The following is a 14,473-nucleotide window of genomic DNA, read 5'->3' as shown; positions in this document are numbered from 1 at the left end:
TTGTTAAAATCAATTTCACAAAATACTAGGATTTATAAAGATTTCTAATTGATTTGTTATTTTGAGATATTTTTTAGTGCAAATCAAATCTTTTTAGAGATCTTCACAGAACCTAATATAAAATAGACTCCTTGCATAATCTCTTTCTAAAGGTAATTTGTATGTCGATCCGGTACTCGAATCCTTACATAGATTTGGCTACGCTCCGGTTCTATGTTCCGTGCCTTCTTCAAATTCCTCTTTATAAAATAGGTTATGCAAGAAGTCTAATATTTATCTTATACAAAATTTTATTAAAAACTATGGGACTGTTAACAGTACTATAGTAAACTCAACCCCATTTTGTGACAGGCACGAAGGTAGAGCCTATATATATAATAGACGAGAAGATGAACAACGAAGCACAAAGTTCACATCAGTTTACTATAGTACTGTCAAAAAGACGAATGAATGGTAGCGAGGGAGGGATTTGAACCCCCGACACACGGATTATGATTCCGTCGCTCTAACCAGCTGAGCTACCCCGCCAGGGGAAAAGTGTTTATATAATTTGTTAAGAAGTGTCATTCTAGATAAAAGCGGTTGCATGGCTTGGCAAATGTACTTAGTGTCATACCGTGGCTTGACCACGGTATCCCCCCCAAAAAAAATAACTTAAAATACTCATAATTTAAATATTTTAAGCTGGATCCCACGATCAAGTCGCGGGATGACAATAAAAAAATTGATCCATGCAACAATTGACTAGCAACTTCTCTATCTTAACGTTTAGAGAATTGTGTTTTCTTACGTGCTTTACGTTGTCCGTATTTCTTACGCTCTACTACCCTAGAATCACGTGTTAAAAGACCGCCTTTACGCAAAATAGCATGAAAATCCGGAGCAGATTTATCTAAAGCTTTAGAAATTCCATGTAAAATAGCACCTTTCTGTCCTGAAATTCCTCCACCTCTAACAGTACAAATTACATCATACTGATCAATAGTTTTTGTTAAGACAAACGGCTGTAAGATAGTTTTCACATAAGTTTCAGAAGGAAAATACTGGGCTATTGTTTTTTTATTAACAACTATTTTTCCTTTTCCTACTTTAAGCCATACTCGTGCTATAGCGTTTTTTCTTTTACCTGTAGCATAAAACTTGCCTAAATTATCTATTTTTTCTTTAGGAGTTTTTAATACTAAAGGTTCTTTAGTTAACTGCTTTTCTACTTTTTCTGTTTTAATTTTTAACTCGGGCATATTCTATTACTTTTTATTTTTTGGATTTTGGCTTGCAAAATCATAAACAGTAGGTTGCTGTGCCATATGAGGATGCTCACCATTTGCATAAACATACAAATTACTCATTTGCTTAGCACCTAAAGCATTTCTTGTAATCATTCTTTTTACAGCCATTTTAATAACTCTCTCAGGGTGTTTACCACTTAAGATTTTACCTGCAGTAGTGTCTTTTATCCCACCTGGAAATCCTGTATATCTGTAATATATTTTTCCGTCTTTGGGATTCGCTTTTTTACCTGTTAATTTTACATGCTCCGCATTTATTATGATTATATTATCACCACAATCTAAATGAGGTGTAAAGCTAGGCTTATGCTTACCGCGTAGCATATTAGCAACTCTGCTAGCGAGTCGTCCTAGTATAATATTTTTTGCGTCTATGACCCACCATTTCTTTTCAATTTCCGATGGCTTTACCGAGTAAGTTTTCACAATAGTATCTTTTTAATTAGAATTTAAAATTAAAGAATCAAGCAACATATTTAATAGCATTAATACCCGCTATCTGTCAAGCTAAATATAATTTATTTACTTCCGAATATTATTTTTCTATCGGTAGAAAAATATAAATTATTATTTGCTCTTAGCCCATAATAACGAATATTTTTTATAATTTTGACAATATGAGGTATCATGTTTAATCCATTATTATCAACATCAAAACTATATAAAACACCGTTAACGGAAATAACATTTAAACTTCGCTTATTGTTATTATCAACTCCAACAAAAGGTACTAAAAAAGCAGCAGATTTTAGTTTCTTAGGATCTTTTTCATCATTTAAATCAGCTACAAACTTTACTTTCCCTGTTTCAGGATTAAATGCTGCTATTTGTCTAGCATTATTTGTTACAAATAGGCTATTACCGATTAAAGACATTGATTGAATATCCTCGGCATTTACCTGCCAAATCACACTGCCGGTTGCTACATTAAGCTTAATAAGCTTACCAAGACCGGTTGCTATATACAGATTCATATTATCATGAACGGGAGTACATAAAATACTTGATTCGTCAAAATTCGGTATAGCTGTACGATCATTAAGATTTGCAAACTCAAAATTCCATTTTACTTCACCGTTTGTTATATTTAAGGCAAGTATTTGCCCGGAATTATAAGTTACTATTACATTGTCATACTGTACTATCGGCGTCATAAAATAACTAGCCGACAAAACTTCCGCTAGGCTTTCATGTTCCCATACGGTTTTTAAAGTTTCTGCATTTAAAGCAATAGTTTGATTACTGATAGTTTGCACTAAGACAGTATTATCATTGAGCACAATAGGCTTAATTCTAATAATATCCGGAAGTTCTTTTCTAATTATTTCATAACCTGATTTTGCATCTAGCACTACTAACAACCTTGAACCGTATGTTACGTATAATTTTCCGTTATGGTGTAAAATTCCGCCGCCTATATAATTATCTTTTTTATGTCTACTTAAATTATAAGACCAAATAATCTTATTTTTCTCTATAGAAAATGCAAAAATATTCGATCTAATATCCAATGCATAAATCATATCGCCTATAAAAACCGGCTCGGTAATCGTTTTGCTTCTAGCGAAACTATACTGTTTATTCTTAAGCATATTTGCATTAAATGCATATATATTTGCATTAGAATCTAAATATATAGGCTCATGAGTCTGAATTGCTAATTTAGGAGTCAACTCAACAATATTTTTTACCCTTTTTGGTCCAAACCCGTTACATGAAATTAAAATAAACGGTAATAACAGAAGTGCTATTTTTTTTGTCATATTTTTCCTTAAGTACGAATTATTATTTATTTAAATTTACAAGCAATGCTTTAGCCTGATCTTTTATTAGATCAGATACATTATTTGAAATTAATAAATTTTTTAGATTTTTTTCTGCTTGCGGTTTCATATTATTCTTAATATCCCACATAGCTTTTATAATAGTTGCTGTAGCCCAAAAAGGTTTTTTCTCGTCATCAAAATAGTTTAAATATTTGGTCAATTTTTCTTTATCTTGAATATCTAGATTTTGATCATCAATAACAAGACCACACCATGAAATACGTGCATAAGAAGTAGAAATTTCGGAATATTCTTTATTTTCAATAATTTTATTAAGCAGGTCTTTCGCTTCTGAATATTTTTTTTCTGAAATCTTTATGGCTACTTGTTCTAATGCAGCTATTTCTTTGATTTTAGTATTACTAGTAGTAACTAAATTCTCTAAAATATTAAAAGCTAATTCTTCATTATCTTTTGTTGTTTCCAAACCAACAGTCTTAACAAGAATATCTCCATTTTTTTGGTTATTTTTAATTCTTTTATCTTTATTATTATTAATAACAACCATTATAGTAATAGCTATTATAGAAATGATTATTATTATAGGTAAAAGCTTTTTGAAAAAAATTAACCTTTTTTCTTCATTTTGATCACTCAGTACTTCATCCAAAATATCAGTCATATTTTATTATTTTTATTTATTTTTACAGCCAAATTTAATCTTAGCATCTTCTGCCATTTTCTTGGATGCGGCAGTTCTATTAGTTGGAAATTCCTTATCAAGCTTAGCAAGCATATTACATGCTTCCTGAGTTTTTTTTAGTTCGCCTAAGGAAAGTGCTAACTTCAATAATCCATCGGAAGATTTGGCCCCTTTCGGTGACTCTTTATAGCCTTTTAAATAGTTAACCGCTGCCCCGTTATAGTCTTTTTGTTTAAAAAAGCATTCCCCATACCAGAAATAAGCATTACTAATTAGCGAATTGTTAGGATATTTTTGGATAAAATTTTTAAACTTATCTTTTGCTTCAGTAAGTTTATTATCTTTATAAGCAGCAAGAGCCAAATCGTAGGCTTGCTTATCAGGAGCTATATCCTTATTAACCGCAATAGGTTTTTTAGGAGCATTATCCGGCATATCTTTAAGCAAAGCTATATCAAAAACATCTTGTTTTTTTGAATCACCGGCTTCTAAAACTTCAGTATTTTCTTCTTGATTTAAAATATTTGAGTTCTGCGTTAGCATATCAATTTTATGCTGTAAAACCTCAACTTTACCGATTAGCCTTCTGATTTCTTGTTCCTGTTCATCTAGTCTATTTTCAAAATCATTATTTGCTGCATATTTTAAAGGCTTTCCTTTAATAGTTTCGCTTTCTCCGAAAGAAAACATAGAAAATAAAAAAGTAAATAATAAGACAATCAGTTTCATATATTTTTTAAAAATTTATAATTTTTTTATAATACCGAAAATTTTTTAATATTCCACACAATTTTTTATATTTCAATACTACCGTCATATGTAAAAGTTATTGTTATGGTGGTACCTTCATTTATCTTACTTTGCAAATCAAATTTACCGTTCATAAGTTCAACCAGCTTTTTAGTAAGCGGTAACCCAAGACCGGTACCTTCATATTTTCTACTAAGCTCACTATCAATTTGACCGAACACCGATAAAGTTTTTGGGATATCTTTTTCCTCAATACCGATACCGGTATCTATAACTTTTATATATACTAATTTTGCTAACTCATCTTTTTTAAGTGCAATAGTAACACTTCCTCCGGAATTTGTAAATTTCACGGCATTTGATAAAAGATTTAAGAATACTTGTTTTAGCCTTTTTGGATCAGCCTTTATAACCACATGCTCTTTCGGTAATCTACTAATTAAAGCCACTTCGGCTTGATCGGCACGAGGCTTAACAAGTATCAGCGAAGAACTAATTAATTTATTTAAATCAAGATCTATACTATCTACTTTTAATTTATCGGCAGAAGCTTTAGAAAGATCTAAAATATCATTAATCATACTAAGCAAATGCTTACCGGCATCATTTATATCTTTAATATAATTTTTACTTTTTTCTGCATCTCTTTCCGACATAAGAATTTCCGAAAAGCCTATTATAGCATTAAGCGGTGTACGCAATTCATGACTAATATTAGCAAAAAACTTTGTATTTGAAGAGCTGATTTTTTCTACTTTTACTATTTGAGCTTTTAAATTTCTATTTGTTTCAAGCTGCTCCTCAATAATTTGTCTAGCATAGTTAGTATTACTAATAATTATAGTGCAGAATATTATAAAAATAATGATAAAAGTTATAAAAACCTTTTGCTCAAGAGAGGTTATATTTTGCCACTGGCTGGTAATATTAGTGTTAATCTCAAATACTGCATCTACGGGAAAATCTAAATTATTATTTATAATAGGGATATAGCTAGTAACAAAAGAAGCCTCTTCCACTGTTAAATCACTTTCATTTTCTATTACTACCCTTGGTAATAATATATGACTTGTAATACCTTCAAAAGCATCTCGAAGCGGAGCTTTTGAAGTAAAGGATTTTAAAAAAAATTTATCGATTTTTGCGGTAACTATCTCAACCAAACTATCATCTTTATAATTGTCTACACTATACATATGTAACATATTACTAGTGATGAATTTATTACCTTTGAGATCGTAGAGAGAAATATTAATATTAAGATTGGTGAACCATTGAGCAGTAATCTTTGCAAAATTAATAAAATCTTGATCTTGTAATAGTTTTAAATAATCGAATTTATGTAATTTACTGATTACGTTCTGATGAGTATTCCAAATATTATCAGTGTAAAGTTCTACAATTTGAGTATGTTCCAAAGCCACTTGTTTTACTATCATTTCTTTTATCATAAAATAACGATAAAACATCATATTTATGACAATATTAAGAAACAATATAATGAATGACAATCTTACTATATACTTATTATAGTTCATTATAAGACCTAGTAGTTATTTTTAACTCAACTGATGTCATCCCTGCAGAAGGCTTGCTTGCATACCAAATCGTCATTGCAAGTGGCTAAAAGGAGCGTGGCAATCTCATAAACCAGGGTTCCTGAGATTGCGTACGTACAAAACTTACAGTTTTTCCGTAGCTTATGACGAAGAATCTATCCATGCAGCAAAACCGAGAATGATATTATCCTCTCTACTTATCTTCTTGTTTAACTCTCTCTTTTGTTTCCAGCTTCTTATTAACAATCAACCCTGTCATTACATCATAAGCACGAGCAAATTGATAATCTTTTTTGTATAATTCCGATAATTCATTCTCTTCTTGTTTATTATTTTTGGCTTTTGTTTCTTTTTTGCTATCTTTGTTTTTAGATGAATTATCTTTGTTTTTTTCATTATCATTCTTCAAATAATTTTTTAAAGAACTCTCAGAAAAACGCTTATCTATTTTTTTCACTTCTGGATACTCAACTTTCGCCGGCTCAATTAAAATATCAGGCTCTATTCCTTCTGCTTGAATAGAACGACCGCTTGGGGTGTAATATTTAGATATAGTCAGTTTTACGGCAGCCCTAGAATTGATTTGCGTTAAAGCCTGAACTGATCCTTTACCGAAAGACTTAGTGCCAAGTATTATTGCTCTTTTATGATCTTGCAAAGCTCCGGCAACTATTTCCGAGGCAGAGGCAGAATTACCGTTTATTAAAACTATCATAGGTACTTTGGGAGCTTTTAACGAAAACTCATTTGCTTTAGCTTCGCTATTACTTGATGTAGTTCTACCTTTTGTTGTTACAATTACACCGGAATCAATAAAATAATCACTAACGGCAATAGCTTGATCGAGTATACCTCCGGCATTATTACGTAAATCTAGAATTATACCTTTAAGGTCATCTTTACTCTCAGTTTTTAACTTCTTTACTGCTGCCTTCAGCTCAGAAATTGTTGACTCATTAAAAGTAATTATACGTATATATGCAATATTATTTTTTTCTAAATGTGCTTTTATCGGCTTGATTTTTACTATTTCGCGAGTAAGCTCTAGCTCTTGCGGTTTTGCCTCTTCTGCCTTAATTATCAACAATTTAACCTTAGTACCAGGCGTACCACGCATCTCTTTTATAGCTTTATTAGGACCAAGCGTAGAGACTAACTCGTCATTCACGCCTACTATATAATCCCCACCTTTAAGCCCTGCTTTGAAAGCCGGCAAATCGTCAATAGGCGATATTATCTTAATTGCTCCGCTATCATACATTATTTCAACACCGATTCCACCGAATTCACCTTTTGTAAAAGTAAAAATATCTTCTAAATCCTCATCGGTATAATAGCTTGAATGAGGATCAAGTGAGTTTAACATACCGTTAATTGCTTCATCTATCATTTTTTGCCTATCGGGTACCTGTACATAAGCCTTTTCGATACGTTCAAATACGTCTTGAAATTGCTTATAAGCTTCCTGATTTGATATTTTATTTTCAGTTTCTTTTTCTCCTTCTGCAAATGCACAAATAGAATTTATAATAAAAAATAGTGCTATAATTAAACGTAATAACATAATACTCCAAATATGTGTGTTTTTTAAGCAAAGCGTCATTGCGAGGAAAATTACGAAGTAATTTGACGAAACAATCTCAGGATATTTGACGAGATTGCCGCGTCGCCTACGGCTCCTCGCAATAACGATTAAATATCCAGCTCACTAATAATTTTATCCATTTTAACTAAAGCCTGTTCATAAATAAATTGAAATCTTTTTTCCGGCTTTTTACCCATTAAATCATCTACTATTTTATCGACATTTTGAAAATCTTCCAAAGTTACCTTTAAAAGCGATCTTTTTTCCGGATGCATAGTAGTTTCCTTTAATTGTGCAGGCATCATTTCACCGAGACCTTTAAACCTACCTACTTCAATTTTAGCTTTACTAGCTTTTAATAATTTATCCGTTAACTTAGCTTTTTCCTCTTCATCACCTGCATAATAAGTTTTATTAGACTGCGTTAAACGATAAAGCGGAGGCTTAGCTAGATATAAATGCCCCTCTTCTACCAATTTCGGCATTCGTAAAAAAAAGAAAGTCATTAATAGCGAAGCTATATGCGCACCGTCAACATCTGCATCAGTCATAATAATTATTTTTTCGTAACGCAGATTTTCTTTTTTATAATTCTTTAAACTACCACAGGCAAGAGCTATTTCTAAATCTTGTATTGCTTGATTATTAACGATTTTCTCAAGAGTAGAACTTGCAACATTTAGAACTTTACCCCATAGCGGTAATACTGCTTGCGTTTCTCTATTACGTGCTTGTTTTGCAGAGCCTCCTGCCGAATCACCTTCTACAATAAATAATTCCGTCCCTTCAGGTGAAGTGCGTGTGCAATCGGCAAGTTTACCGGGTAAACGTAATTTTTGAGTAGCATTTTTACGGGCAATATTTTTTTCGTTTTTCTTACTGATTCTAAACTCAGCAATGCTAATTACATGCTCAAGTAAATTAGTAGCTAAAGCTTTATCGCTACTAAGAAAATGGTCAAAATGATCTTTTATTATATTCTCGACCAATTTACTTACACCGTTTGATACTAATTTTTCCTTAGTTTGTCCTTGAAAAGACGGCTCAGCTATAAAAATAGAAAGTACGACACTTGCGGTTTCTAAAATATCCTCAATAGTTAGGTTAGCAGCTTTTTTATTCCCTATCATTTCACCATATGCTTTAAGCCCACGTAAAATAGCCGACTTAAGTCCTTGCTCATGTGTTCCTCCTTGAGGAGTCGGAACAGTATTACAATATGATTGAATAAATGCCGAGCTATCGTTATTTTGCCAACAAATCGCCCATTCAAGTTTTATCCTGTCCAGCGTAGACTCTATATTACCTGCAAAAATTCCCGGAATAACTAAATTATCTAAAGTTATTTTTGAATTTAAATAATCTTTTAAACCGTTCGGGAAACTTATTAATGCCTTTTTAGGTATATCTGACGGTACTTCTACTTCGCATGCCCATTCTATAGTAACACCGCGATATAAATAAGCTTTTGACCTTGCAAGCTCATAAATCTTTTTAGGATTAAAATGTAATTTTTCACTAAAAATTTCCGGATCGGGAGTGAAATTTATTGATGTACCTCTTAGCCTTTTAGATGCTTCTTCACATATTAAATCAGTTAATTTTTCTCCTTTAGAATAACTTTGGCTATATAATTTACCTTGTTTATAAACCTTTATTTCTAAATGTTTAGATAAAGCATTTACTACCGATATTCCAACACCATGCAATCCGCCTGCAGTATGATAAACATTATTTGAGAATTTACCTCCTGAATGAAGAGTAGTTAAAATTACTTCTAAAGCTGATTTGTCAGGAAATTTAGGATGATTATCAATAGGGATACCGCGACCGTTATCAAATATAGTAATACTATGATCATGATGCATTTTTATCGTGATGATACTTGCAAAGCCGGCGACTGCTTCATCCATAGCATTATCCAGCACCTCAGATACTAAATGATGCATAGCATTTGAATCAGTACCCCCTATATACATCCCCGGTCTTTTACGAACAGGCTCAAGCCTCTCTAATACTTCAATATCTTTTGCACTATAGTTATTATCGACTAGCTTATTTTTCTTTTCTTTGTTAAAGCTGAATAAATCGCTCATATATTAGAGATTTAATTAATTATTTTCTCTCCTAAATTAAACTATTTAACATAGAAAAGCAATTAAGCTTTAAAGAAATTGTTTGAAAATTCTACGTCATTGTGAGGCAAAACTGTAAGTTTTGACGAAGCAATCTCAGGATTTTATACTATTTCATGAGATTGCCACGCTCCTTACAGTCGCTCGCAATGACGATAAAAATAATCTTATCAATTATATCCCTTAGCTTTGATTAACATACAAGCTATGTTAGCGTTTCCTTGAGCTAATGCAATATCTAATGGATATTGGCACTCATCATTTAGAGTAGAAATTTTAATACCTCGTATGACCAAAAATTTTGCTAAATAGTAATTATCGTTATAAATAGCAGCAGTTAGTAATGTCTCACCGCTTCTACCTTTGTCTTGCAATATAGGATAAACATCAAGTAACGCACGCAACCCAAAAAGATTGTTTCTATCCACTGCTCTAAAAGCATTCTCTACTGCACTACAATAAGATAGATTGGCATAAATATCTTTCTTTTTATTTATATCATTACCATATTTAATAAAACTCTCTACAACTTTTCTTCTTTCGGCACTTGCTATCCATTCTTCTTTCTTTTGGAACAACTCTATATATGCATACATATCCATCTGCTCTAAAGTCGCCTGCTCTGTTAGTTTACCAAGCACTATATCATCATCAGGTAAAAGTAACATCTGTGTTTCATCTTTAACAAATTTTGTTACCAACTCCGATGTTTCATTATTTACGTTATTATCTTGTTTTTGAATCGTGACATTTGGAGAGCTTACCGGAGATGATTTCTCTTGATTATTTGTAGTTTGATTATTATTAATTTGCTTCTCTAAAGGCTGAGGTTGATTCGGCTTCACTACAACAACGGGTATAAGCGGCGTATTCCAATCTTGTTTTTTTGGGATATCTGAAACAGCCACAAATGTCTCTTGCGAGTTATTAAGTTCCGCCGAAGAATCGGTTGTAGGAACTACTTTAGACGGAGTAGTAACGGGTGTATTTGGGCTAGTCGGTGTTATAGGCTGTGTAGAAGGTTGATTTGTAGGCATTACCGGAGGTGTAGGTACATTACTAGGTACTGCCGGAGTTCCTGCAGGAGGTACTGTTGTCGGCATAGTACTTGATATAGTATCTTGGGTTACCGGCGGGCTAACCACAGGCGAAGAAACAGCAGGCATATTAGGTATAGAGGGCGGTGCTACGCTTTCTTCCTCTTTATTAGCATCAGGAGGGGGATTAAGCGAAATAGGCTTATGCACAGGCGGCAAATTGGTTGGTTTATATATTTGCACCGGTCGCTGCGGAGGCACTACATAACTTCCTGCTTGAGCCGGAGGCATAGATACTATCGGTCTCGGTACGTTAGGAGTTATAATATTAGAAGCTAAATTTGTATCATTATGCTCATTAGAAGCAACTTGTTCTTTATGCATTTCATTACTTGTAACACTAGGTAACGTTGCACTACCAATATCTATAAAAGGTTCAGATGCCTCAGCTTCATTAGATTCCTGAATGTCATGAGAAGCTAAATTTACACTACTTTCATGACTGGGATTTGTATGAACGTTATCACTTGCAACACTAGGCAATGCTGTATTACCGACATCTATAAACGGCTCAGCTTGTTCATGATCATTAGGCTCTTGGGAAGCTAACTTTGGTTCTTCTTGATGGGCTGCTTTAGTTTGTTCATTTGCTTGTTTAGGAGGTATATCTTTCTTTTTTGGTTTACTAAAAAATTGCTTAAATTTATTAAAAAAAGAAATATCGGCACTAGAGCGAACATCCTTATCTTTAGTATCTACTTCGGCAGCCGGTAATAATGGCGGTAAGGGCGGAGGTGAAGCATAACTTTGAACTGTCACTAATAACAGATTTATAAAAAATAATATCTTACATAATTTATTTAACATATAATTCCTTATTAAATAATTTATTTGATAGCAGAAGGTTGTTTGATGTCATTCCCGCTTCCGCGGGAATGACATCAACGAGCCATACACCTCCCCCCACTTTTAGCTAGCAATGACATTCACTCCCCTACCTCTTACTATTCTGCACCAATTTCTTTATCTCAATCTCTACTAACTCTTTAACAAGTACAGGTAGATTTTTATCAAGCCAAGCTTTAAGTTCTGGTTTTAACATCTCAACGACTAATTCTTCAAGTGCATTTTTAGATGAGATATTATTATCCAGCTTTTTATCTTTAATAGTATCGGTAAAATTTTTAAAAATATCACCTACCTCTTCAGCAGATTTAGTTGATATTAACTTTTCTTCTTCATCTTGATTTACTATTTCCGTTAGCTCTAATACATCTTCATCTTCGCTATCATTTTCATGAATAGGATTTTTACGCTCGTTTATTACTCCTTTAATCGATTTTAATATGTCTTCTATCGACATATCTTGGTTCTTTTTATTTTCCTTACTCACGTTAGAAACCTATAAACATTTTCTTTTTAATAGTCTTAAACTCTTCTTCAGGACTAAAATATTTTACTTTAAGTTTTAAACTTTGAGCCGTTAGCTCGCCGATTAACAATTTCATTTGATATGCCGCAAGTACTGAAGATTTATACGCATCCACACGAGTTATTTTTGCTTCGTATAATTTTTCTTCGGCAGTTAAAACATCTAATATTGTTTTAGATCCGACTATTTCCTCTTGCACAGTACCGTCATATGATATTTGAGCAGCATCCACTCCTTGATTAGCGGCAACAATACGAGATTTTGCTGTTTCAAATCCCTCCCACACGCTTACAACCCCTGCTTGGGTCTGCTTTATCGCACTATCAAGCTGAACTGCACTATTTCTTGTTTGATTTTTAGCCGATCTGATTCTTGAATATTGAGCTCCTCCCTCAGGATAAATAGGGATATTTACCGAAAGAGTAGTAGTATAGCTTCTATTATTTATAGCATTTATACCATCTTGTGGATTGTAGTATGTTCTACCGGATTGCAGTTGCACACTTACTTGCGGCAATAATTTCCCTTTTTCTGCCATTTCTAAAGCTTTAGCCGAAGTTACATTATGCCTTGCCGAATCAATATCAGGATTGAGCTTAGCAGCTCTTCCGGTTAACTCATCTAATGAAGCAGGTAACATTTTAGGTAACTCAGGCATAGTTATATTAGTCGGCTCTATTCCAAATACTCTAATAAAATTTGCTTTTTTTCCTTGAAAATCGGCATAAGCAGCTAGTTTATTCGTTTCTGCTGCTGCAAGCCCCGCTCTTGCGGTTGCTATATCTACTTCCGTTGCTTCTCCAAGTCTTAATTTTTCCTCAACGGTGTTAACTTGTTGTATGTTAGTGCGAACTCTACTTTCGGAAATATCATATTTCGCTTTGCTCTCAAAACAATCAAGATACACAGTTATTAAATTTAATAATATTTTTTGTTCACCGGCATAATATGCACCCCGTGCGGCTCTAAATCCTGCTTGAGCAGCTTTAAGAGCCGCAACGCTAGAACCACCATTAAATAGAGACTGTTGAATTGTTAATGCACCTTGATCACTATCTGTTGCCCTTGGAGTAAGACCAAGCCTATCAGCATATTTTTTATTATATTTAGTCTTATTATTTTGTCTATTAATCTGTAATCCGGCACTAGGCATAAACCCCGAAAAAGCTCGCGGAAACTGCTCAATCGAGTCTAAAAACTTAATTCTAGCAGCTTTCAGCTCCTCATTATTCTTATATCCTTCAGTTAAAGCTTCCTGCAAATCAACTGCTACAACCGAACTAGTTAGTAATAATGTAACAATAAATGTAGTTAATTTACGCATAAATTTCTTGAATAATTGATAATATGTTAGTTAGATTAGTTTAATCTTTCAAGAATATACCTATATCCTAATAAAACAATATAAATCTATTGTAGCAATGTTAGCACGTAATATAACAAAAATTAATCTCAAGGGCAATGATAACTATTTTACATTTTATTTTACGGTTATAAAGCTTTAAGATTAATTAATATTGATAACAAAATAATAAATTTTATGTCTATAATTGATTTTTCTAGTTTCAGCAGATTAAATAAAGAACAACAAGAAGAACTACAAAGACTTTTAATAAAATTAAAAGGTTTTACAAAATCTTTGAAAAATGAATGTAAAAGATTTAGAAGATCATTTATTTTATATTTTATAAAATTCTTTAAATGAATTATCTCACACTGAAAATATCGATGTAGCGACAATAGAAAAACTTTTTAATAGGATAATCCAAGAATCTATAACTACTTTATCTGAAGCGCTTGAGAAAGCACATCAAGAACAGTTAAAAACAAAAGATATCTTTTTATTTGACAGGATTATTGTAGAAAAATGTTTAAATGTTTTAGAACAAATTTTAAAATTTCAGCAAGAATTAGATACACTCTATCCTGGAGCTTCTAAAAAAATTATAGAGTCATTAGACAATATATTAGTCGGGGTTATATCGACTCAAATACCGATGCTTGGAATATTTATACAAACAAGCGGAATACTTGAAAAAGTAAATAATCTTATTGACTCTGAAAAAATTATTGCCAAAAATAACAAAATTGCATAATGATATAAAAGAAATAAGGGAAGAGGCTAAATCTCATGAGAAGCTTGAAAACATCTATGAAAAAGCCAAAAAAGTTGCCGCAATTTCAGAAATATCAAAAGAACCGCCTCGAAAAATTATT

Annotated in this window: 12 protein-coding genes, 1 tRNA gene and 1 pseudogene; 1 reads left to right on the top strand and 13 read right to left on the bottom strand. The window is 32.6% G+C overall.

Going from position 1 to position 14,473, the window contains the following annotated elements; translation table 11 throughout:
* Positions 1–129: 129 nt before the first annotated feature.
* The 13 genes and pseudogenes from RGRA_RS14530 to RGRA_RS0102175 all read right to left on the bottom strand — a co-directional run.
* A pseudogene (locus RGRA_RS14530) lies at positions 130–273 on the bottom strand (palindromic element RPE1 domain-containing protein); the annotation flags it as partial.
* Between the two features lie 178 nt (positions 274–451).
* Positions 452–528: transfer RNA gene (locus tag RGRA_RS0102235), tRNA-Met, on the bottom strand.
* A 233-nt stretch (positions 529–761) separates the two neighbouring features.
* On the bottom strand, positions 762–1,241 hold the full coding sequence (gene rpsI / locus RGRA_RS0102230; RefSeq protein ID WP_017443271.1) for a 30S ribosomal protein S9: 480 nt from the start codon (positions 1,239–1,241) through the stop codon (positions 762–764).
* 6 nt (positions 1,242–1,247) lie between these two features.
* Positions 1,248–1,715, bottom strand: a complete 468-nt coding sequence (gene rplM, locus RGRA_RS0102225) for a 50S ribosomal protein L13 (protein ID WP_017443270.1) — start codon at positions 1,713–1,715, stop codon at positions 1,248–1,250.
* A 92-nt stretch (positions 1,716–1,807) separates the two neighbouring features.
* Entirely contained in the window at positions 1,808–3,052 is a 1,245-nt protein-coding gene (locus RGRA_RS0102220) for an outer membrane protein assembly factor BamB (RefSeq protein WP_017443269.1), read from the bottom strand.
* A 22-nt stretch (positions 3,053–3,074) separates the two neighbouring features.
* Positions 3,075–3,737, bottom strand: a complete 663-nt coding sequence (locus tag RGRA_RS0102215; protein WP_017443268.1) for a DUF2659 family protein — start codon at positions 3,735–3,737, stop codon at positions 3,075–3,077.
* 12 nt (positions 3,738–3,749) lie between these two features.
* Complete coding sequence (gene ybgF / locus RGRA_RS0102210; RefSeq protein WP_017443267.1) at positions 3,750–4,487, bottom strand: tol-pal system protein YbgF; 738 nt, start codon at positions 4,485–4,487, stop codon at positions 3,750–3,752.
* Positions 4,488–4,552: 65 nt separating this feature from the next.
* A complete protein-coding gene (locus RGRA_RS0102205) occupies positions 4,553–6,046 on the bottom strand; it encodes a sensor histidine kinase (protein ID WP_017443266.1) in 1,494 nt (497 codons plus the stop codon).
* 214 nt (positions 6,047–6,260) lie between these two features.
* Positions 6,261–7,631, bottom strand: coding sequence for a S41 family peptidase (locus tag RGRA_RS0102200; protein ID WP_017443265.1), 1,371 nt, complete (start codon positions 7,629–7,631; stop codon positions 6,261–6,263).
* 128 nt (positions 7,632–7,759) lie between these two features.
* Positions 7,760–9,748, bottom strand: a complete 1,989-nt coding sequence (parE, locus tag RGRA_RS0102195) for a DNA topoisomerase IV subunit B (protein ID WP_017443264.1) — start codon at positions 9,746–9,748, stop codon at positions 7,760–7,762.
* A 209-nt stretch (positions 9,749–9,957) separates the two neighbouring features.
* A complete protein-coding gene (locus RGRA_RS0102190) occupies positions 9,958–11,691 on the bottom strand; it encodes an ankyrin repeat domain-containing protein (protein WP_017443263.1) in 1,734 nt (577 codons plus the stop codon).
* A 127-nt stretch (positions 11,692–11,818) separates the two neighbouring features.
* Entirely contained in the window at positions 11,819–12,217 is a 399-nt protein-coding gene (locus tag RGRA_RS0102180; protein ID WP_014366103.1) for a DUF2497 domain-containing protein, read from the bottom strand.
* A gap of 1 nt (position 12,218) precedes the next feature.
* On the bottom strand, positions 12,219–13,580 hold the full coding sequence (locus tag RGRA_RS0102175) for a TolC family protein (protein ID WP_017443261.1): 1,362 nt from the start codon (positions 13,578–13,580) through the stop codon (positions 12,219–12,221).
* Positions 13,581–13,796: 216 nt separating this feature from the next.
* Here RGRA_RS0102175 and RGRA_RS13140 point away from each other — a divergent pair, with 216 nt between their 5' ends.
* On the top strand, positions 13,797–13,961 hold the full coding sequence (locus RGRA_RS13140) for a hypothetical protein (protein WP_236609761.1): 165 nt from the start codon (positions 13,797–13,799) through the stop codon (positions 13,959–13,961).
* The last annotated feature ends 512 nt before the right edge of the window (positions 13,962–14,473 follow it).

The organism is Rickettsia gravesii BWI-1 (genome assembly GCF_000485845.1).
GTDB lineage: Bacteria > Pseudomonadota > Alphaproteobacteria > Rickettsiales > Rickettsiaceae > Rickettsia > Rickettsia rickettsii.
Note: the sequence above shows the minus strand (reverse complement) of the source record. Positions and strands in the feature narration are given on the sequence as shown.